Source organism: Streptomyces sp. NPDC059224 (assembly GCF_042754285.1).
Taxonomy (GTDB): domain Bacteria; phylum Actinomycetota; class Actinomycetes; order Streptomycetales; family Streptomycetaceae; genus Streptomyces.
Map to the genome: position 1 here is coordinate 120,100 of NZ_JBHZAN010000009.1, position 19,017 is coordinate 139,116.

17 protein-coding genes are annotated in these 19,017 nt (G+C 72.1%); 4 read left to right on the forward strand and 13 right to left on the reverse strand.

Annotated elements, in window-relative coordinates:
• Positions 1–16: 16 nt before the first annotated feature.
• Positions 17–751, reverse strand: a complete 735-nt coding sequence (locus ACFXI4_RS11820) for a lysophospholipid acyltransferase family protein (protein ID WP_384989653.1) — start codon at positions 749–751, stop codon at positions 17–19.
• A gap of 180 nt (positions 752–931) precedes the next feature.
• Here ACFXI4_RS11820 and ACFXI4_RS11825 point away from each other — a divergent pair, with 180 nt between their 5' ends.
• Complete coding sequence (locus tag ACFXI4_RS11825) at positions 932–1,711, forward strand: alpha/beta hydrolase (protein ID WP_384989654.1); 780 nt, start codon at positions 932–934, stop codon at positions 1,709–1,711.
• A complete protein-coding gene (locus ACFXI4_RS11830) occupies positions 1,704–2,264 on the forward strand; it encodes a hypothetical protein (RefSeq protein WP_384989655.1) in 561 nt (186 codons plus the stop codon). The genes ACFXI4_RS11825 and ACFXI4_RS11830 overlap by 8 nt, the downstream gene beginning before the upstream one ends.
• Positions 2,265–2,305: 41 nt before the next feature.
• Here the strand turns inward: ACFXI4_RS11830 and ACFXI4_RS11835 are convergent, their stop codons facing one another.
• The 6 genes from ACFXI4_RS11835 to ACFXI4_RS11860 form a co-directional block, all read right to left on the reverse strand.
• Positions 2,306–3,052, reverse strand: coding sequence for an endonuclease/exonuclease/phosphatase family protein (locus ACFXI4_RS11835; protein WP_384989657.1), 747 nt, complete (start codon positions 3,050–3,052; stop codon positions 2,306–2,308).
• A gap of 125 nt (positions 3,053–3,177) precedes the next feature.
• Complete coding sequence (locus tag ACFXI4_RS11840) at positions 3,178–4,131, reverse strand: ROK family glucokinase (protein ID WP_384989659.1); 954 nt, start codon at positions 4,129–4,131, stop codon at positions 3,178–3,180.
• 192 nt (positions 4,132–4,323) lie between these two features.
• Positions 4,324–4,785 carry a DUF5304 domain-containing protein gene (locus ACFXI4_RS11845; protein ID WP_384989660.1) on the reverse strand — a complete coding sequence of 154 codons (462 nt, stop codon included), beginning with the start codon at positions 4,783–4,785 and terminating at the stop codon, positions 4,324–4,326.
• A gap of 63 nt (positions 4,786–4,848) precedes the next feature.
• Complete coding sequence (locus ACFXI4_RS11850) at positions 4,849–6,003, reverse strand: ArsA family ATPase (RefSeq protein WP_384989661.1); 1,155 nt, start codon at positions 6,001–6,003, stop codon at positions 4,849–4,851.
• Positions 6,004–6,149: 146 nt separating this feature from the next.
• A complete protein-coding gene (locus ACFXI4_RS11855; protein ID WP_384989663.1) occupies positions 6,150–6,590 on the reverse strand; it encodes an SRPBCC family protein in 441 nt (146 codons plus the stop codon).
• 123 nt (positions 6,591–6,713) lie between these two features.
• Entirely contained in the window at positions 6,714–7,511 is a 798-nt protein-coding gene (locus tag ACFXI4_RS11860) for a metallophosphoesterase (protein WP_384989664.1), read from the reverse strand.
• Positions 7,512–7,827: 316 nt separating this feature from the next.
• Between ACFXI4_RS11860 and ACFXI4_RS11865 the strand changes: the two genes are divergently transcribed.
• Positions 7,828–9,624, forward strand: coding sequence for an AMP-dependent synthetase/ligase (locus tag ACFXI4_RS11865; protein ID WP_384989666.1), 1,797 nt, complete (start codon positions 7,828–7,830; stop codon positions 9,622–9,624).
• A gap of 4 nt (positions 9,625–9,628) precedes the next feature.
• Here ACFXI4_RS11865 and ACFXI4_RS11870 read toward each other — a convergent pair whose 3' ends face one another.
• Entirely contained in the window at positions 9,629–11,263 is a 1,635-nt protein-coding gene (locus ACFXI4_RS11870) for a GMC oxidoreductase (RefSeq protein WP_384989667.1), read from the reverse strand.
• 73 nt (positions 11,264–11,336) lie between these two features.
• Positions 11,337–12,479 (reverse strand): glycosyltransferase family 4 protein, encoded by a 1,143-nt coding sequence (locus tag ACFXI4_RS11875; protein WP_384989669.1) that lies wholly within the window; start codon positions 12,477–12,479, stop codon positions 11,337–11,339.
• 110 nt (positions 12,480–12,589) lie between these two features.
• On the opposite strand from ACFXI4_RS11875, the gene ACFXI4_RS11880 reads away from it, so the two are divergent.
• Entirely contained in the window at positions 12,590–13,858 is a 1,269-nt protein-coding gene (locus tag ACFXI4_RS11880; RefSeq protein WP_384989670.1) for a glycosyltransferase 87 family protein, read from the forward strand.
• 12 nt (positions 13,859–13,870) lie between these two features.
• Here the strand turns inward: ACFXI4_RS11880 and ACFXI4_RS11885 are convergent, their stop codons facing one another.
• The 4 genes from ACFXI4_RS11885 to ACFXI4_RS11900 form a co-directional block, all read right to left on the reverse strand.
• Positions 13,871–15,106 carry a hypothetical protein gene (locus tag ACFXI4_RS11885; protein ID WP_384989671.1) on the reverse strand — a complete coding sequence of 412 codons (1,236 nt, stop codon included), beginning with the start codon at positions 15,104–15,106 and terminating at the stop codon, positions 13,871–13,873.
• Positions 15,107–15,136: 30 nt separating this feature from the next.
• The gene (locus ACFXI4_RS11890; RefSeq protein ID WP_384989673.1) at positions 15,137–16,153 is read right to left on the reverse strand and encodes an NlpC/P60 family protein; all 1,017 of its coding nucleotides are present in this window, start codon (positions 16,151–16,153) and stop codon (positions 15,137–15,139) included.
• Positions 16,154–16,418: 265 nt separating this feature from the next.
• Positions 16,419–17,453 (reverse strand): NlpC/P60 family protein, encoded by a 1,035-nt coding sequence (locus tag ACFXI4_RS11895; RefSeq protein WP_362730303.1) that lies wholly within the window; start codon positions 17,451–17,453, stop codon positions 16,419–16,421.
• 210 nt (positions 17,454–17,663) lie between these two features.
• On the reverse strand, positions 17,664–19,007 hold the full coding sequence (locus ACFXI4_RS11900) for an NYN domain-containing protein (protein ID WP_384989674.1): 1,344 nt from the start codon (positions 19,005–19,007) through the stop codon (positions 17,664–17,666).
• Between the last annotated feature and the right edge of the window lie 10 nt (positions 19,008–19,017).

Below are 19,017 nucleotides of genomic sequence, written 5' to 3' on the forward strand. Positions count from 1 at the left end.
CCCCCGTGCCGCCGGTCTAGGACTCGGTGGCCTTCTTGTCGGCCTTCGCGGCTTCCTTCGCCGCCTCCCTCTCGGCCTTGGCGGCTTCCGCGATCTGCCGTTTGGCGGCGGTGGCGTACATGTCGACGTACTCCTGGCCGGACAGCTTCATGATCTCGTACATGACCTCGTCGGTCACCGCGCGCAGCACGAACCGGTCGTGCTCCATGCCCTGGTAACGGCTGAAGTCCAGCGGCCTGCCGATCCGGATGCCCGGGCGCATCAGCTTGGGCATCACCTGCCCGGGCGGCTGGATCTTCTCCGTGTCGATCATGGCGACGGGGATGACGGGAGCGCCCGTCGCCAGCGCCACGCGCGCGAGGCCACCGGGCTTGCCCCGGTAGAGACGGCCGTCGGGCGAGCGGGTGCCCTCCGGGTAGATGCCGAACAGCTCGCCGCGTTCCAGCACGTCCATGCCGCTGCGCACCGCCGCCTCGCCCGCGCCGCGCCCGCCGGAGCGGTCCACCGGGAGCTGGCCGACACCCTTGAAGAAGGCGGCGGTGAGACGGCCCTTCACGCCGGGGGTCGTGAAGTACTCGGCCTTCGCGATGAAGGTGACCTTGCGGTCCAGCACCGCGGGCAGGAAGAACGAGTCCGAGAAGGACAGGTGGTTACTCGCCAGGATCGCCGGGCCCTCGGCCGGAACGTTCTCCAGGCCCTGCACCCAGGGCCTGAAGGTGACCTTCAGCGGTCCCCCGATAGCGACCTTCATCGCGCCGTACAACAACCGAGTGCCTCCTGTTTCCGTGGATGAGACCTTAACCCGCGGCGCCGGGAATGGCCCCGACGACCCTGGTCGGTGTCAGTGCCGTCGCGTACGGTGAAGCACATCCGAAGTCGTCTTTCGGGCCTCTCTCATTTCCTGCCCGCTCTCATGAATTGGAGACCGAAGGTGCCGGTTCTCCCCGGAGCCGAGCCGTACCGCCATGACGGCGGAGAGGTCGGTGTCCTGCTCTGCCACGGTTTCACCGGTTCACCCCAGTCGCTGCGCCCCTGGGCGGAGCACCACGCGGCGCACGGCCTGGCCGTGTCCCTGCCGCTGCTGCCCGGGCACGGCACCCGCTGGGAGGACATGCAGGTCACCGGCTGGCAGGACTGGTACGCGGAGGTCGACCGCGAGCTGCGGCTGCTGCGCGAGCGCTGCTCCCAGGTGTTCGTGGCGGGCCTGTCCATGGGCGGCACCCTGGCGCTGCGCCTGGCCGCGAAGAACGGGACGGGCGTGGACGGCGTGGTGATCGTCAACCCGGCGAACAAGGTGCACGGCCTGTCCGCGTACGCCCTTCCGGTGGCCCGGCACCTCGTCCGCACCCGGCCGGGCATCGCCAGCGACATCGCCAAGCCGGGCGCCGCCGAGGTGGGGTACGACCGGGTCCCGCTGCACGCCGCGCACTCGCTGCGGAACTTCTTCCGCCGGGTGGACGGCGAGCTGCCGCAGGTCACCCAGCCGCTGCTGCTGTTGCGCAGCGCCGAGGACCATGTGGTTCCGGCGGTCGATTCGGCCCGGATCCTGAGCCGGGTGTCCTCCACGGACGTAACCGAGGTAGTGCTGGAACAGAGTTACCACGTGGCGACGTTGGACAACGATGCGGACCGGATCTTCGAGGAGAGCCTTGCCTTCATCGGCCGGCTCGCACCCAGTGTCGGCAAGGAAGGGACGGCCGCAGTTGGCTGAGCACGACTCCGACCGCGAGGACCGCGAGCCGGACGAGAAAGGGGTGCCCTTCGACGAGGCGGCCGCCTGGGCGGCGATCGTCGCGGGGTACGGCGACGAGCCGCCGGACCCGCCGGGCGCGAAACCCTACAAGCCGGTGGAGGATCTGGCCCTGCCGCCCGCCGAGGAGGACACCGCCGAACCGGGCGCGGCCGAGGAGCAGCGGCCCGTGCAGCCGCTGGGCAGCTCCGTCTCCTTCGCGCCCGGGGTGGGCCCGCGGGACTACACGGCACCCGAGCCGTCCGAGGACGACTTCGACGATGACGACGAGGGGCACTTCGTGCCGCCCGAGCCGCCGCCGCTGCCGATGGCCGACACGACGGCCAGGTTCGCCTGGCTGGGCGTGGTGGGCGGGCCGATCCTGCTCCTGCTCGCGGTGCTGCTCGGCTGGGACATGACGTGGTGGCTGGCGACGCTGGGCATCGGCGGGTTCCTCGGCGGCTTCGGCACCCTGGTCACCAGGATGAAGACGGACGACGACGAGGACGACCCGGGACGCGGTGCCGTGGTCTGAGGTCGCCTCCGGCGCGCCGGACTCCGTCCGGCCGCTCCGGATCAGGCCGCGGGCACCCGCAGCGCGGCCAGGAGGGGCAGATGGTCCGTCGCCCCGGCGAGGTCGGCGGCCGCCACGCCCGGCTGGTCCAGGGGTACCCCGCAGCCGAGCACCTCGATGCCCTTCGTCGCGAAGATCGCGTCGATGCGCTGGTGGGGGTCGGTGGACCCGGAGGTGAACTCGCCGCCCCAGGGCGCGGTGGTACGGCAGTCCTGGAAGGCGGTGGCCAGGCGGCGGAAGGTACGGCCGTCGGGGCGGTCGTTCAGGTCGCCGCCGGCGACGGCGTGCTCCACTCCCATGCCCGCGACCCGGTCCAGGAGCATGCCGCCCTGCTCGTAGCGCTCCTCCTGCTGCAGGCTGAGGTGGAAGCTGGCGACGCCGAGGCGGGCGCCGCCGAAGCGGACGACGGCGGTCGCGAAGCCGCGGCGGTGCAGGCCGGGCGTGAGGGGCAGGAGCACGTCCTCGGTGCGCTCCACGGTGGCGCGGAGGTCGCAGAGGACGGCCGGACCGGCCGCGGTCCCGCCGCCGGTGAGGATCACCAGGTCACAGGCGGCGGCCAGGCGGGCGAGCTTCTTGCGCCACCGGAAGAACCGGGGCGCTTCCTGGACGAGGACCAGGTCGGGGGCACAGGCCTTGATGACACGGGCCAGCGCCCCGGTGTCGTCCCGCAGGGAGCGGATGTTGTAGCTGAGGACGCGGATGACGGCGGAACCGTCGGGCTCTGTGTGGGAGTTGGGGAGCGGCGCCATGTGGATCAATGTACGCCCACCGGGCGGGGCGCGAGACGGGTGGGCGGCCGCCGGTGCATCGCGGCTGATCGCGCCCACGCGGCGGTAGCCGCATGCCGGCTACCGCCCCGCGCCCCTACGGGCCGCTACATGATCGGGTCGGGCTCCCGGGCCAGGTCCGCCGCGCCCACCAGGCCCGCCTCGTTGCCCAGCTGGGCGGCGATGACCTCGGCCACCGGGCGCCAGTTGCCGCCCACCAGCCAGCGCTTGTAGGACTTGCGGATCGGGTCCAGGACCAGTTCGCCCTCGTCGGAGAGGCCGCCGCCGACGATGAAGGCGGAGGGGTCGAAGAGGGAGGCCAGGTCGGCGAGGCCGGCGCCGGCCCAGCGGGCGAGCTCGCGGTAGGAGTCGACGGCGACCGGGTCGCCCTGGCGGGCCGCGACGGAGATGTGCTTGCCCTCGATGCCGTCGGGGCTGCCGTCGCCGAGGGCCAGCAGGATCTCGGCACTCTCCGGGGTGGCGTTGGCGCGCTGCTTGGCGTAGCGGACGAGGGCGCGGCCGGAGGCGTACTGCTCCCAGCAGCCCTGCGAGCCGCAGCCGCACAGCAGCCCGTCCGGGACCATGCGGATGTGGCCGAACTCGGCGGCGACACCGAAGTGGCCGCGGCGCAGTTTGTTGCCGATGATGATGCCGCCGCCGAGGCCGGTGCCGAGCGTGATGCAGATGACGTTGCGGTGGCCCTTGCCGGCGCCGAACTTGTACTCGCCCCAGGCCGCCGCGTTGGCGTCGTTCTCCACGACCACGGGGAGGCCCACGCGGGCCTCGACCTTCTCCTTCAACGGCTCCTGGCGCCAGTCGATGTTGGGCGCGAAGTAGACCGTGGAGCGCTGCCGGTTGACGTAGCCGGCGGCACCGATGCCCACGCCGACGATCTCGTGCCCGGCGCGCGCACCCTCTACGGCGGAAGCAATGGCGTCCACGATGCCCTCGGGCGTACCCGGGGTCGGCACCTTGTGGGTCGAGAGGATGTTGCCTTCCTCATCGACCACGCCGGCCGCGATCTTCGTGCCGCCGATGTCGACGCCGATGGTGAGTCCCATGAATCCCTCAGTTTCGGTCGAACCCCGCTACGGCCAACCGTACCCGAGGCCCTGCCGTCGGGTTCCCGCCGTCCGCCCGCGGGGCGGGTGCGTGCGGCCGCGGGAGGCGGGACGCGGTGGGGGTGCCCCGTGGGGGGCGTGCCAGACGCCCGCGGGCAGGCGGGAGCCCGACGGCGGCACCTTCAGGGGCGGTCAGTCGAGGTCGATGCGTTCGCCGGGGCCGGCTTCGTCGCCCTTGTCGCGGTCACCGGCGCTCCAGCGGGCCTCCTGGGCCTGCACCGCGGAGCGGTAGGCGGCGAGGAGTTCACTGCCGGCCGCGGCCAGGTGGTCGAAGACGTCGGGGTTGCGCTCTATGACGGGCTCGACGGCGTTCTTCGCCTGCTGCACGACCTGCCGGACCACCTGCTGGGCGGCGGGCCCGGCGACGGCCCCGAGAAGCGGGGTCTGGATGCCGGAGAGCTTGTCGGCGACGGCGTCGACCAGCTTGCGCAGTTCGTCGGCGGCCGATCCCGGGGGCGGGCCGTACTGGGTGCGGCGTCGGGCCTTCTCCGCCGCCAGGTCCTCGGCACAGGCGGTGGCCCAGGCGTCGGCGTCGGCGACCCGTACGTCGTCCGCGGCCTCGGAGGCGTCGGCTGTGGGGCGCTCTTCGCTCATGACGGACTCCTGACTACGGTTCGTCCCTACGACGTTACCCGAACGGGCGTACCGGATTCACCGTCAGCGCGGCCACAGATCCGGGTCGGGCGCGAAGCGCAGCCGCAGCTCGCCGTCGCGCAGCGCGGCCCCGGCGACGGTGCAGCGGCGCAGGGCCGACGGCAGCGCGACGATCCGGCGGAAGCCGCCCACGGTGATCACGAGTTCGTCGCCGCGCCGCACGAGATCGAGGCCGTCCCGTATCGCGCCGGGCAGCGGGATGTGCCAGACCAGGACGCCGTCCTCCTCGATACGGTCGGCGACGGGCCACTCGACCGGCGCGGGCGCGGTGTTGACGCCGGGCACGGCGAGCGCGGCGAGGTCCTCGGCGCCGCGCGGGTCGTGGCCCAGGTGCGGCACGACGGTGACGTCGAACGTCTCCGTCCAGTCGGCGACGGCCTTGCGCTGCTGGGCGACGAGACCGTGCAGGGGGGTGTCCTCGGGCAGTACGCGGTTGACGACGAGGGCCTCGGTGCGCAGGCCGCGCAGGGCGAGACCGAGGCGGGCGCTGCGGACGGCGTCGGCGCCGGCCGGGCCGGGCTCGGCGACCAGGCGTACGGCGGTGCGGCGGTCGGCGAGGACGGCCTCCACGGCGGCCAGCTCGACGTCCCAGCGGGCCGCCGTCTCGTAGAGCCAGTCGGAGGGCATGGGGACGCCGGCCAGCCGCCCGAGGACGGGGCGCAGGGCGCGGGCCGCCTGCCGCTCGGGCGGCAGCAGCCGGCGCAGATAGCGGCGCAACTCCTCGGGGAGGGCGAGCAGGCCGAGGGCCTGCGGGGCCGGCGGCAGGTCCACGACGAGCAGGTCGTAGCGCTCGGAGAGGGCGGCGTCACGCAGGGCGCGCAGGAGGGACAGCTCCTCCGCGCCGGGCAGCGGGGTGAGCTCCTCGGCGTCCAGGCGAGAGGCGCCCAGCAGGTCCAGGACGCTCGCGGCGCGGGTCTGGAAGGCGGTGAGGTCCTCCCGGAACCGGGCGGCCGCGTCGGGGCGCCAGGCGGTGAGGGTGGGGGTCACCCGGGTCGGCGCGGGCCCTGTCGCCGTGCCCAGGGCCGCGCCGAGGGTGTCGGTGCGGTCGGCGCCGAGCACGAGGGTCGGGGTGCCCTCGCCCGCGGCGCGCAGAGCGGTGGCCGCGGCGACGGCCGTACGGCCGCTGCCGCCGGGTCCGGTGATCAGGATGGTGCGCATGGGGGTGAACCGTAACGGACGTCCGGGTGGGCTCTCGCCGCAGCGGGCGCACGGGGGTGTCACTCACCGGCGTCGGCAGGGTGCCGCCGCGCCCGCCCGTGCCGCCCCGTGCGGCACGACTCTGCGCGCAGCCGTACGGCCGGCTGCTAGGCGCCCGCCTCCACCCGCTTCTTCAGCCCCGCCAGCGCCCGGTCGATGATGACCTTCTCGGCCTTGCGCTTGATCATCCCCAGCATCGGGATCTTCACGTCCACCGTCAGCGAGTAGGTGACCTCGGTCGCCCCGGCGCCGGCCGGCTTGAGCAGGTACGACCCGTCGAGCGATCGCAGCATCTGGGACTTCACCAGCGTCCAGGACACCTCGTCGTCACCGGTCCAGGTGTATCCCAGCGTCTGGTCGTCCTTGATCGCACCGGCGTCCATGACGAGACGGACCTGCTCGGCCCGGCCCAGGGCGTCGGTCTTCAGCACCTCCGCCTCCTTCACCTCACCGGTCCAGTCCGGATAACGGGCGAAGTCGGCGATCACCGCCATGACGTCGGCCGGGGCCGCCTCGATCGTGATGCTCGAGCTGGTGTGTTCCGCCATCGCCGTGGCTCCTCCAGATGCGGGCCGGTAAGAAGAGGGTCGCCGCACGCGTGCGCACGCGTGTGCAGCGTGAAGGCTACCGCGCGTCCGACCAGGCGACTTCACCGCCGTCCGGGGCCGTCGTCACCATTCCAGTGCCCAGGGCCGGCCGGTACCGGCGAAGTGCCCGACGTTCACGCACTCGGTGGCCCCGATCCGCATCCGCTTCACCAGCGGCTGGTGGACGTGTCCGAAGAGCGAGTAACGCGGCCGGGTGCGCCGGATGGCGTCGAGCAGCGCCCGGCTGCCCCGTTCGAAACGGCGCGCCACCGTGTCGTACACCAACTCCGGCACCTCCGGCGGAATGTGCGTGCACAGCACGTCGACCTCGCCGAGCGCCTCGATCTTGGCCGCGTACTCCTCGTCGGAGATTTCGTAGGGGGTGCGCATCGGCGTCCGCAGTCCGCCGCCGACGAAACCGAAGACCCGGCCGCCGATCTCCACCCGCTGCCCGTCGAGGATCGTGGTGCCCGGTCCGGCGTACTCCGGCCAGAGCGGCGGGATGTCGACATTGCCGTAGGTGGCGTACGTCGGTGTCGGGAACGCGGCGAACATCTCGGCGTACTGCTTGCGCACCGCCTTCTCGATGGCGGTCGCCCGGTCCATGCCGATCCCGCCCCACAGCCGCGCCCCCAGCTCCCGGGCCTCCTCGAAGCGGCGGGCGGTGCGGAGTTCGACGAGGCGGTCGGCGTTCTCGACGCCGAACAGGTCGGGGAAGATGCCGCGCGCGTGGTTGGCGTAGTCGAGGAAGAGGACGAGGTCGCCGAGGCAGATCAGGGCGTCGGCACCGTCGCCGGCCCTGGCCAGGTCACGGGCGTTGCCGTGTACGTCGCTGACCACATGGACTCGGGTCTTCCGGTTGCCGGAGGGTGTGGCTGCCATGGTGATCAAGCGTAGGCCTGTGCGGCAAACGTGAACAGGCGGTGGCCGGACCTGCGGTTACTGGTCAGTCACTAAAGCCGTGGACTACCGTACGCGAAGGAACACCCACCTGTGTGACGCACGGAACATCTCGCCGGGACCCCCTGTCGAAAAAGCTATACCGGCGGGTAACGTCCGGGCAGTCCAGTCGTGCTCAGGGTTTCAATCAACGGATCATGTGACCCGCGGCGAAGCCCTGAGTACCTGCCCGAGCCGTGGACCGCACCGTCGCATCGCACAACGTCGTGGCGCCGGCGCCCTATGAGGAGCAGCAGTCTTGCGCGAGTTCAGCCTTCCGGCTTTGTACGAGGTCCCCGCGGACGGCAATCTGACCGACATCGTCCGCAGAAACGCCGCGCAGCATCCGGATGCCGCCGTCATGGCCCGCAAGGTCGGAGGTGTCTGGCAGGACGTGACCGCCACCACCTTCCTGACCGAGGTCCACGCGGCCGCCAAGGGCCTCATCGCCTCCGGCGTGCAGCCGGGCGACCGGGTCGGCCTGATGTCCCGCACCCGCTACGAGTGGACGCTCCTCGACTTCGCGATCTGGTGCGCCGGCGCGGTCACCGTGCCGGTGTACGAGACCAGCTCGCCGGAGCAGGTGCAGTGGATCCTCAGCGACTCCGGCGCGACCGCCTGCGTCGTGGAACTCGACGCCCATGCGGCCGCCGTCGAGTCGGTGCGCGAGACGCTGCCGGCGCTCAAGCAGGTCTGGCAGATCGAGGCCGGCGGCCTGGAGGAGCTGGGCCGGCTCGGCCAGGGCGTCACGGACGCGACCGTCGAGGAGCGCAGCTCACAGGCGAAGGCCGACGACCCGGCCACCATCGTCTACACCTCGGGGACGACGGGCCGTCCCAAGGGCTGCGTCCTGACCCACCGCAACTTCTTCGCCGAGTGCGGCAACATCGTGGAGCGGCTGCGCCCGCTGTTCCGCACCGGCGAGTGCAGCGTCCTCCTCTTCCTGCCGCTGGCGCACGTCTTCGGCCGGCTCGTGCAGATCGCCCCGATGATGGCGCCGATCAAGCTGGGCTGCGTCCCGGACGTCAAGAACCTCACCGACGAACTGGCCGCGTTCCGGCCGACGCTGGTTCTCGGCGTCCCGCGGGTCTTCGAGAAGGTCTACAACTCGGCGCGTGCCAAGGCGCAGGCGGACGGCAAGGGCAAGATCTTCGACAAGGCCGCGGACACCGCCATCGCGTACAGCAAGGCACTGGACACGCCGTCGGGCCCGTCCCTCGGGCTGAAGATCAAGCACCGGACCTTCGACCGACTCGTCTACAGCAAGCTGCGTGCGGTGCTCGGCGGCCGGGGCGAGTACGCCATCTCCGGCGGCGCCCCCCTCGGCGAACGCCTGGGCCACTTCTTCCGCGGCATCGGCTTCACGGTCCTGGAGGGCTACGGCCTGACCGAGTCCTGTGCCGCGACCGCGTTCAATCCCTGGGACCGGCAGAAGATCGGCACGGTCGGTCAGCCGCTGCCCGGCTCGGTGATCCGCATCGCGGACGACGGCGAGGTGCTGCTGCACGGCGAGCACCTGTTCCGGGAGTACTGGAACAACCCCGGCGCAAGTGCCGAGGCGCTGGCCGACGGCTGGTTCCACACCGGCGACATCGGCACCCTGGACGAGGACGGCTACCTCAGGATCACCGGCCGCAAGAAGGAGATCATCGTCACCGCGGGCGGCAAGAACGTCGCCCCGGCCGTGATCGAGGACCGCATCCGCGCGCACGCGCTGGTCGCGGAGTGCATGGTGGTGGGCGACGGGCGGCCGTTCGTGGGCGCGCTGGTCACCATCGACGACGAGTTCCTGGGCCGCTGGGCGGCCGACCACGGCAAGCCGGCCGGTTCCACCGCGGCGTCGCTGCGTGACGACCCGGATCTGGTCTCGGCGATCCAGGATGCTGTCGACGACGGCAACGCCGCGGTGTCGAAGGCGGAATCGGTGCGGAAGTTCCGCATTCTGTCCTCCCAGTTCTCGGAGGAGTCGGGCCACCTCACGCCGTCCCTGAAGCTCAAGCGCAATGTGGTCGCGAAGGACTACGCGGACGAGATCGAGGCCCTCTACGCCAAGTAGCGGCTCACATGTCCTCGGCCAGGACCCGTTCCATCGTCCGCTCGGCGAGCGCGGTGATGGTCACGAACGGGTTCACGCCGATGTTCCCGGGCACCAGTGAGCCGTCCGTGACGTACAGCTTCGGATACCCCTTCACCCGGCCGTAGTCGTCGGTCGCCCTGCCCAGCACGCAGCCGCCCAGTGGGTGGTAGCAGAAGTCGTCCGCGAACACCTTGCTGCCCGGCCCGAACAGGTCGTACCGGTAGATCGTGGCGTTGGCCAGGTTGATCCGGTCGAACAGTTTCCTGGCCATGGCGACCGAGACCGCGCTCTGGGCCGCGGTCCAGCCCAGCCTCACCCCGTCGCTCGCGGAGTCGTAGGTGAAGGACGCCCGCTGCGGGTTCTTGGTGATCGCCAGGTACAGGCTGACCCAGGTCTCGAACCCGATGGGCAGCGGGGCGATCTCCGCGAAGACCGGGTTGTCGGCGTTGGCCCAGTCGTCGATGCCCATCACCGGCATGGTCGCCTGGTTGGCGCCGGTGGTGTCCCAGATGTGGTTGGCGCGCCCGAGCATGGTGTTGCCGTTGGTGCTCCAGCCGGCGCCGACACTGGAGTCGAGCGCGGGCAGCGCCCCGGTGTCCCGGGCCCGCACGAGCAGTTCGCTGGTCCCGAGGCTGCCGCCGCCGAGGAACAGGTAGGTGCAGCTGTACTGCTTGTGCTCGACGACCGCCCCGGTCACGTCGATCCGGTCGACGCCGAGCAGCCAGCTGCCGCCAGCCGCCCGGCTGATGGACCGCACCTTCTCCAGGGTGTGGATGGTGACGTTGCCGGTGCCGAGCGCGGCCGCGAGATACGTCTTGTCGAGGCTCTTCTTGCCGTAGTTGTTGCCGTAGATGACCTCCTGCGCGAGCGCGGACTTCGTGGCGGTGCCGGCGGCCTCCTTCTGCATGTAGCCGAAGTCGTAGACGTTGGGTACGAAGGTGGTCTTGAGGCCGGCGTTGGCGGCGGCCTTCCTGGAGGTCCGGGTGAACCGGTACCACTCGGTCGACTCGAACCAGGCGGCGTCGACGGTGTTGACGCCGAGCATGGAACGGGCCCGCGGGTAGTACGTGTTGTACATCGCGCTCGCGTCGACGGTCGGGAACTGCTCGGCGAAGTACGACTGGAGCGGGGTGACCGCCATCCCCCCGTTGACCAGCGAGCCGCCGCCCACTCCGCGCCCGACGTAGACGGACATGTTGTCGTAGTGCACCCGGTCCAGGACGCCGGGATAGGGGGTGATGTCCTTGTTGACGACGTCCAGCCAGAGGAAGCTGGCGAGCGGCGCCTCCGTGCGGGACTTGAACCACATGGATCGCCTGTCCGGGGCGGCGGTGGAGCAGAAGACCTTGCCGTCGGAGCCCGCCGTGTTCCACAGCTGCCCCATCTCGATCATCAGGGTCCGTACGCCGGCCTGCCCGAGCCGGAGCGCGGCCACGGCCCCGCCGTACCCGGAACCCACCACGATCGCGGGCGCGTTGTCGACGGCGGCCGCCTCCTCGGCGGCCTGCGCCGACTGGAGCCCGATGCGGGTGAGACCGGCCGCGGCGGCGGTCTGGAGGGCGATCACGCCCAGGATGTGACGTCTCGTCAGCTGACGCTGCATCAGTTTTGCTGTCATGCGCGCAGCATGTGCGGATTTTCCGGTTCCGCCTAGAGCTGCGACACGGTTGGTGACAACGCGGCCCCGTTCTCTAGAGCAACGCCCTCAACCGCTCCGCCAGCAGATCCCAGCGCCACCGCTCCTCGACCCACTGCCGCCCCCGCTCCCCCATCCGCCGCCGCAGCTCCGCGTCCGCCAGCAGCACGATGATCCGCTCGGCGGTCTCCTCCTCCGACCCGCCCCGCACCACCCAGCCGGTCTCCCCGTCCAGCACCGCGTCCGGGGCCCCGCCGGAGTCCCCCGCCACCACCGGCAGCCCGGTGGCCGAGGCCTCCAGGTACACGATCCCGAGCCCCTCCACGTCCAGCCCGCCCCGCCGGGTCCGGCAGGGCATCGCGAAGACGTCACCGGCGCCGTAGTGCGCGGGCAGCTCGGCCCACGGCACGGCTCCCGTGAACCGCACCGACGCCTCGACGCCCGTCTCCCGGGCCAGGCGCCGCAGCTCCCGCTCGTAGGGCCCGCCGCCCACGATCAGCAGAACCGCGTCCGGCTGCGCGGCCAGGATCAGCGGCATCGCGAGGATCAGCGTGTCCTGTCCCTTGCGCGGCACCAGCCGGGACACGCACACGACCACCGGCCGCTCGCTCAGCCCCAGCCGGGCCCGCACCTCGGCGCCCCCGGACCCGGGATGGAACGTCTTCTCGTCCACCCCCGGCGGCAGTTGCACCATCCGGCCGGCCGCGGCCGGGCTGAGCGCGGTGGCGATCCGGGAGCGCGTGTACTCGCCGAGATAGGTGACCGTGTCGGTCGCCTCGCCGATCCGCCCGAGCAGCTGCCGGGCGGCGGGCAGCTGGGCCCAGCCCGCCTCGTGCCCGTGGGTGGTGGCCACCAGCCGCTCGGCGCCGGCCCTGCGCAGCGCCGGCGCCATCAGCCCGAGCGGCGCCGCCGCCCCGAACCACACGGAGGTGCAGCCGTGTTCCCGGAGCAGCCCGGCCGCCGTCCGGGTCGCGCCCGGCGTGGGCAGCAGCACCGTCGTACGGTCGCGTACGACGGTGAAGGGCTGCTCCGCGTCGAACGCGGCGGTGGCCAGGGCGCCCTCCCGGCTCCGCTTCCACGTGGACGCGTAGACGACGAGCCGCTCCGGGTCCAGCCGCAGGGCCATGTTGTGCAGGAAGGCCTGGATGCCCCCCGGCCGGGGCGGGAAGTCGTTCGTCACGATGAGGGTCTTGTGCATCGCGGCCGACCTTACCCGCACAGCGTGTCCGGCCGTGCTTCATGGCCCCCGCGCAGCCCGGCGGGAGATCATGGGCGCACTCCCAGGCAGCACGACGGACAGGGGCTCAGGTGGACAGGACCGGCGAGAGGCGTGCCCTGGGGTTGCTGCTGGCCGTCTGGGGTGCCACCCGGCTGGTGCTGGTGCTGTTCGTACTGCGGGTGTTCGTGTTCCCGGGCGCGGACGTCACGTCCGACGTGTCGGTGATCTACCAGGGGTGGTACGAGGTCCTGCGGCACGGAACGTTTCCGCTGGACGACGTCACCTGGCAGTACCCGCCCGCGGCGGCCCTGGCGATCCTCGCCCCCGGGCTGCTGCCCTTCCTGGACTACCCGACCGCATTCTTCGTGCTGGCCTTCCTGGCCGACCTGGTGGTGCTCTGCCTGCTCCTCTACACCGGCCTGCGGCCCGGCCGGACCCTGCGCGGCGCCTGGATCTGGGTGGCCGGCGTGCCGCTGCTCGGCCCGACCGTCTACTCCCGCTACGACCTGATGGTCACCGCCGTCGCCGTCGCCGCGCTGCTCGCCGGGGCCCGGCACCCCCGGCTGACGGGCGTGCTGGCCGGCTTCGGCGCGATGGTCAAGGTGTGGCCGGCGCTGCTGCTGGCGGGTGCCTCCCCCGGAGGCGGGACCCTGCGAGGGGGGACCCCCGGGCGGCGGGCCTGGGTGGCGGCGGCGGTCACGGCGGGCCTGGTCGGGGCACTCTTCGCGGTGGCCATGCCGGGCGCGTTCGCCTTCCTGACCTTCCAGCGGGACCGGGGCACCGAGGTGGAGTCGCTGGGCGCGCTGGTCCTGCACGTCGCCCGGCACCACGGCTGGCGGGGCGAGGTGCTGCTGAACTACGGCTCGATCGAGTTCCTCGGCCCGCACGTGAAGGCGGTGAGCGCGGCGGCCCTGGTGCTCACCGCGTGCGCGTTCGGCTGGCTGCTCCTGTGGCGGCTGTGCGCGGCCCGGTTCCGATCCCACACGCTCGCGGACGCGGCGTTCACGGCCGTCCTGATGTTCACGGTCACCAGCCGGGTGATCAGCCCGCAGTACATGGTGTGGCTGGTGGGCCTGGCCGCCGTCTGCCTCTGCTTCCGGGCCGGCCGGATGACGCTGCCGGCGGTCCTGGTCCTGCTGGCCACCTTCGTGACGGTCCTGGAGTTCCCGGTCGGCTTCTCGCACGTGGTGGTGAGCGACTGGTACGGCATCACCCTGCTGTTCCTGCGCAACGGTCTGCTGCTCGCGGCGACGGTCACGGCGGCCCGGCAGCTGTGGCGCTCCACGGTCACCGGGGCCCCGGCCGCCGCGCTGCCCGCCCGGGCCGCCCCCGCGACGGAGACCTCGGTCCCTTCCTGAGCGCGGACCGCCTCACTCGCCCAGCTGATCCGTCAGATAGTCACGCCAGCGTGCGGTGAAGTCCGCCGAAGTGGTGCCGAGTTCGCCGCGCAGCGCGTCCTCGACGGCACCGGTCCGGCCCTGGTGGGCGCCGACGGCCCGGTAGAAGGCGTCGAGCCGCTCCTGGCCCCAGTGGGCGGCGATCATCCGGCAGGCCAGCCAGCCGCCCTCGTAGGCCTCGGCCAGCTTGGTGGGGTCGTCGGTGAAGCCGAAGTCCTTGTCCACCGGGAGGTCCTCGGGCAGATCCCCGTCCTGCACGGCGCGGGCCAGTTCCGGTGCGGCCTCGGGGGCGGTACGGCCGGTGCCGAGATAGCCGATCCAGTCCGCGTACCCCTCGGAGAGCCACAGCGGGGTGGCCGCCGAGGTGTGGGTGCGGGTGGCGACATGGGTCGTCTCATGGGTGAGGACGACCTGCTTGCCGACCGAGCCGAGGACGGCGTACGCCTCCGGGTTGAGGATGACCCGGTCCGCCGGGGTCCGGCCGGAGCCTGCCCCGGTCTTCGAGGGGGAGGACCCTCCGTTCGCTTCGCTCACCTCGCCGGTGGTGACGGCGGCGATGCCCCGGTAGTTGGAGGCGGGGGCGCCCAGCAGACCCGCCATGCCGTTCAGCGACCTGGGGACGACCAGCACCACCCGCTGGGTCCACTGCGTGCCCCAGGCCTTGGAGACCGCGGGGACGGCGGTGTCGGCGAGACCCGCGTACTCCCGCAGGGTGTCCCCGGACTGGCCGACGCCCAGCACCAGGCTGTGCGCGCCCTCGACCGCCGTCACCGTGCCCTGGTCCCAGAGCTGCTGTCCGGCCTTGCGGCCGGGCTTGTCGGCGGCGACGTACCAGTGGCCGTCGGCGGTGCGGCTGAGGGTCAGGGCGCGGTCGGTGGTGACCGGGGCCCTGTCGTAGCCCTGGATGCGGTAGCTGAGCCGGGCCTCGGCGGTGGCCCCGGCGCCGTCCGGGTGCAGGGCGGTCAGCCGGTAGCTCCACTCCGCGAGCGGTACGGCCCGCAGGTCCGCGTACGAGGCCCGGGTGCCGGTCTCGGTGTAGGCCCGCTGGTCATGACCGAGGACGGCGGCCGCGCGCCGGTCCAGGACCTGCTGCACCTCGGCCATGGCCGGTCCGCTCGCCGTCCGCCCGCCGCCGCATCCCGTCAGCGGCAGGAGCAGCAGGCACAGCCCCACCGCTCCCGAAGCCCACGCCCGTCCGCCACCAGCCACCTTCCGATCGTACGGGTCGGGGCCCGGAAGTCAGGGCCTGGTGACGGAGGAGATGGGCATCATCCCGACCGGGTCGTAGCGGACCGGGGCGCCCGGGTAGGGGGCGTGGATGACCTGTCCGTTGCCGACGTACATCCCGACATGGCTGGCGTCGGAGCGGTAGACGACCAGGTCACCGGGTTGGGCCTGGGAGAGCGGGATCCGGTGGCCGACGTGGCGCTGTTCCTGCGAGGTGCGCGGCAGGTGGATGCCGGCGTGCGCGTACGACCACTGCATCAGGCCCGAGCAGTCGAAGCCCGCGGGACCGCTGGCGCCCCACACGTACGGCCTGCCGACGGCGGCACGGGCCGCGGCCACCGCGGCGGCGGCGCGGCCGTCGGGGGCGGTGGCGCCGGAGAGATCGGGCAGGCCGGCACGGCCGTCTCCCCGGGAGGCGTGCTCGAAGGCGGCGCGGTCGGCGGCGGGCAGCGCGGCGATCAGCCGCCGGGCCGTGGCGAGCTTCTTCTCGACGGTGGCCTTGCGGGAGGCGACCGCCCTGCGGCTGCGTTCCAGCTCGGCGAGCTTGCCGGCGGCCTCGGTGCGCTCCTGGGCGAGTTCGCGCATCGCCCCCTGGAGCTCCCTGAGCTGCCCGGCCCGGCGGACGTCGATGCGGCCGAGGAGGGAGGCCCGGTCGAGGTAGTCCTCGGGGCCGTCGGAGAACAGCAGGGCGACGGTGGGGTCGATGCCGCCGGAGCGGTACTGGGCGCCGGCCAGCGACCCGAGCGCCTCGCGCATGACGTTGACGTCCTGCTGCCGGCGGGCGATGCGGTCCTGGGCGCCGTTCACCTCGTGGCGCAGCGCTGCGGCCCGCTCGCCGGCCTTGTTGTAGGCCTCGGTGACCTCCTCGGCCTGCCGGTACAGCCGGTCCACCTCGGCGCGGGTGTGCCCGCTCGAGGCCGCGTTCGCGGGTACGGCACCGAGCGCGGCCGCCGCGGCGGACAGCGCACAGAGGGCGGCACCGGCGCCCCGGTTGAGCACGGACGGTGCGAGACGGCGGTGAAACCCCACGGTGGTCCTTCTGCCGGCGGACGGATACCGCTTCCTCCGGTGCCGGGGACGGGGGATGCCCCGGCACCGGAGGAAACGCGGCAGACAGTAGCCGTGCGACCACGGCCTGACCAAAGAGCATCGGCGGCCACGTAACGTGACGCCCCGCCGCTGACGCAGGTCACCGGCGGGGCGTGGAGTCATCTTCGGTTGTCAGGATTCGCCCGTTCGGGCGCCCGGCGGGGTTGATCTTGGATCGTGCGAATGTCGCCGTAACCCGCTGCGGTCAGATCCGGACGCCGAACTCGAACGTCATGTTGCCGATCGCCTCGTAGCGCACCGAGGCGCCGGTGTGCGGGGCGTGCAGCACCTGGCCGTTGCCCGCGTAGAGGCCGACGTGGTGGTAGTCGCCGTAGAAGATGACCAGGTCGCCGACCTTGAGGTCGCTCTGGCTGTAGATCCGGGTCCCCGCGTTGGCCTGGGCCTCGGAGGTGCGCGGGATGGTGACGCCGGCCTGGGCGTAGGCCCAGGAGGTCAGACCCGAGCAGTCGAAGGAGGACGGTCCGGAGGCGCCGTAGACGTACGGCGAGCCGATCACGGACTGGGCGGCGGAGAAGGCGGCGGCGGCCCGGCCGGAGGCGGAACCGGTGTTGCCGAGGTCCACGCGGGAGGAGGCGCGGCTGGCGGCCTGGGCCTGCTCGGCGTCCAGGGCGGCCTTCTCCTTGGCCGTCAGGGTGTTGAGGAGCTTCTGCGCGTCGGCGAGCTTCGACTGGACGGCGCTCTTCTGCTTGGCCAGCTCGGTGCGGGTGGCGGAGAGGTCCTTGAGCTTGTCGGTGGCCTCCGCCCGCTCCTGGGCGAGTTCGCGCTGTTTGTCCTGGATCTTCTTCAGGGCCTCGACCTGCTGGCCGCTCAACTGGTCGAGCGTGGAGGCCTTGTCGAGGTAGTCGTCCGGGTCGGACGAGAGGAAGAGCTGCACCGAGGGGTCTATGCCGCCCGAGCGGTACTGCGCGGTCGCCAGCGAACCGAGACTGTCCCGCAGCTTGTTGAGGTCCTCCTGACCACGAGCCACGTTGTCCTGGATCGTGGAGATTTCCTTCTGCAGCTTCTGCTGCTTGTCCTTGGCCCCGTCGAGCTTCTCGGTGGCCTGCTCGGCCTGCTCGTAGAGCTTGTCGACCTTTGCCTTGACCTCGTCCTTGCTCAGCTTCTCGCTCGGCGCCGCGTTGGCGGCGTTGGCACTGAGGACGACAGCAGCGGCGGCTGCGGTGGTCAGCACGGTCACGCGCGCGCGACTGGGCTGCCTGGGTCGACGATGGGACGCCACGGAGACGGGCTCCTTCGTTTGAGTGATCACCCGTGTGGAGGTTCGAGGCCCGACCCTAGTGACCTTCCCGTGATCAGTTCAAACCCATCAGCGAAAAATCTGGTCACGCAACGCACTCTTTGCACATAACTCACGTGCCGTGATGTTCGATTGACGCTACGTTGCGCGACCGATCGGTCAATTCGGGCATTACATATGTCCGTTGAACCTTCAGGACAGTCGCTTCAGAAGCATCGCAGAAGCGACGGGACGGGCACCCGCCTTGGCGACCCCGTCGGCGACCTCGCGGTCGGTCGAGGCGACGATCACCGGCCGGCCGGGCGGTTCGGCGCGCACCAGCTGGCGGATCAGCTCGTCCGCGGTGACACCGGGCTTGGAGAAGAGGACCCTGACCCCCCGCGGCGGGGCGAGCAGCACCGGCGCGGCCAGTTCGGCGCCGTCGAAGACGCAGGTGACCTCGGCGCCGGTCTGCGCGGCGAGCTGGGAGAGCTGGCCGAGCAGCCGCAGCCGCTGCTTCTCCAGCGGCATCTGCGGATAGCCGGTCTTGGTCACGTTGTAGCCGTCGACCACCAAGTGCGCCTGGGGCAGGGCGAGCAACTGGTTGAGAATGGCCGGGTCGTTCTCGGAGAGCGCCCGGGCCGCGATGTCCTTCGGGGTCATCCGTCCCGGTTCGACCGCGTCCACGGTCTCGGCGGGCCGTACCGACACCGGTGGCAGTGCCAGTTCGCGGCGCAGCCCCTGGGCGGCCTCCAGAACGGTGTCGAGCAGCAGCCGCACCCGCATGTCCTCGACGCTGCGCCCCTCACGGGCGGCCCGGCGGCTGGCCTCCAGGGCCGCCTCGACCTCGCCGAGCCGGGCCTTGAGCCGCCGGCCCTCGCTCTCGGCCCCGGACAGCTGGACCTGCCCCTCGGCGCGTACCGACTCCATCTCGGCCTGCATCTTGCGCAACGCGGCCTCGCCGCGCTTGACGTCGCTGTGGGCCGCGCGCAGCTTGCGGTGAAGCGATTCCGCTTCCTTCTTCGCCGAGTCCAGTTCGGCGCGCAGCCGCTCGGTCTCGGAACGGGTCTGCTCCCGGGCCCGGTCCAGTTCCTCGCGCAGCCGCTCCAGCTCGGCCCGGCTCTCCTCGTCGGCGCGCTCGGCGTCGGCCCGCTGGGCCTCCTCGCCGGCCGCGGCCACCAGTTTCACCCAGCCCGTGGGGCGCAGCACGTAGGCCGCGGCCGCCACGTCGAGCGGGTCCGCGGCCGGGGGCGGGGAGCCGGAGTCGAGGGCGCCGGCGAGTTCCGGCTGGGCCTCTCTGAGCTTCTCCCCGATCCGCTGCCGGAAGAGGGTGTCCGTCTCCAGCGCGGTCGCCATGGCGTTCCCGGCGAACTTGGCCCGGCGGTTCGGGGCGAACCGGGCGTACTGCCGCAGCTGGGCGGGCAGTTCGGCGACGGTCAGGCCGCCGAAGCCGTCCGAGACGATCTGGACGACACGCCGTCGCACGCCATCGGGCAACGGACGGTCAAGCACCTCGGCGGTGCCGTCGCCCGGCCCCCCGCCCGTGGTCTCCACCATCCGTCACACC

Excerpts from the sequence above, each read along its gene's own strand:
- ACFXI4_RS11820 (WP_384989653.1), bottom strand. The coding sequence starts at position 751 with ATGAAGGTCGCTATCGGGGGACCGCTGAAGGTCACCTTCAGGCCCTGG.
- ACFXI4_RS11835 (WP_384989657.1), bottom strand. The coding sequence starts at position 3,052 with ATGGCGCCGCTCCCCAACTCCCACACAGAGCCCGACGGTTCCGCCGTC.
- ACFXI4_RS11840 (WP_384989659.1), bottom strand. The coding sequence starts at position 4,131 with ATGGGACTCACCATCGGCGTCGACATCGGCGGCACGAAGATCGCGGCC.
- ACFXI4_RS11845 (WP_384989660.1), bottom strand. The coding sequence starts at position 4,785 with ATGAGCGAAGAGCGCCCCACAGCCGACGCCTCCGAGGCCGCGGACGAC.
- ACFXI4_RS11850 (WP_384989661.1), bottom strand. The coding sequence starts at position 6,003 with ATGCGCACCATCCTGATCACCGGACCCGGCGGCAGCGGCCGTACGGCC.
- ACFXI4_RS11855 (WP_384989663.1), bottom strand. The coding sequence starts at position 6,590 with ATGGCGGAACACACCAGCTCGAGCATCACGATCGAGGCGGCCCCGGCC.
- ACFXI4_RS11860 (WP_384989664.1), bottom strand. The coding sequence starts at position 7,511 with ATGGCAGCCACACCCTCCGGCAACCGGAAGACCCGAGTCCATGTGGTC.
- ACFXI4_RS11870 (WP_384989667.1), bottom strand. The coding sequence starts at position 11,263 with ATGACAGCAAAACTGATGCAGCGTCAGCTGACGAGACGTCACATCCTG.
- ACFXI4_RS11875 (WP_384989669.1), bottom strand. The coding sequence starts at position 12,479 with ATGCACAAGACCCTCATCGTGACGAACGACTTCCCGCCCCGGCCGGGG.
- ACFXI4_RS11900 (WP_384989674.1), bottom strand. The coding sequence starts at position 19,007 with ATGGTGGAGACCACGGGCGGGGGGCCGGGCGACGGCACCGCCGAGGTG.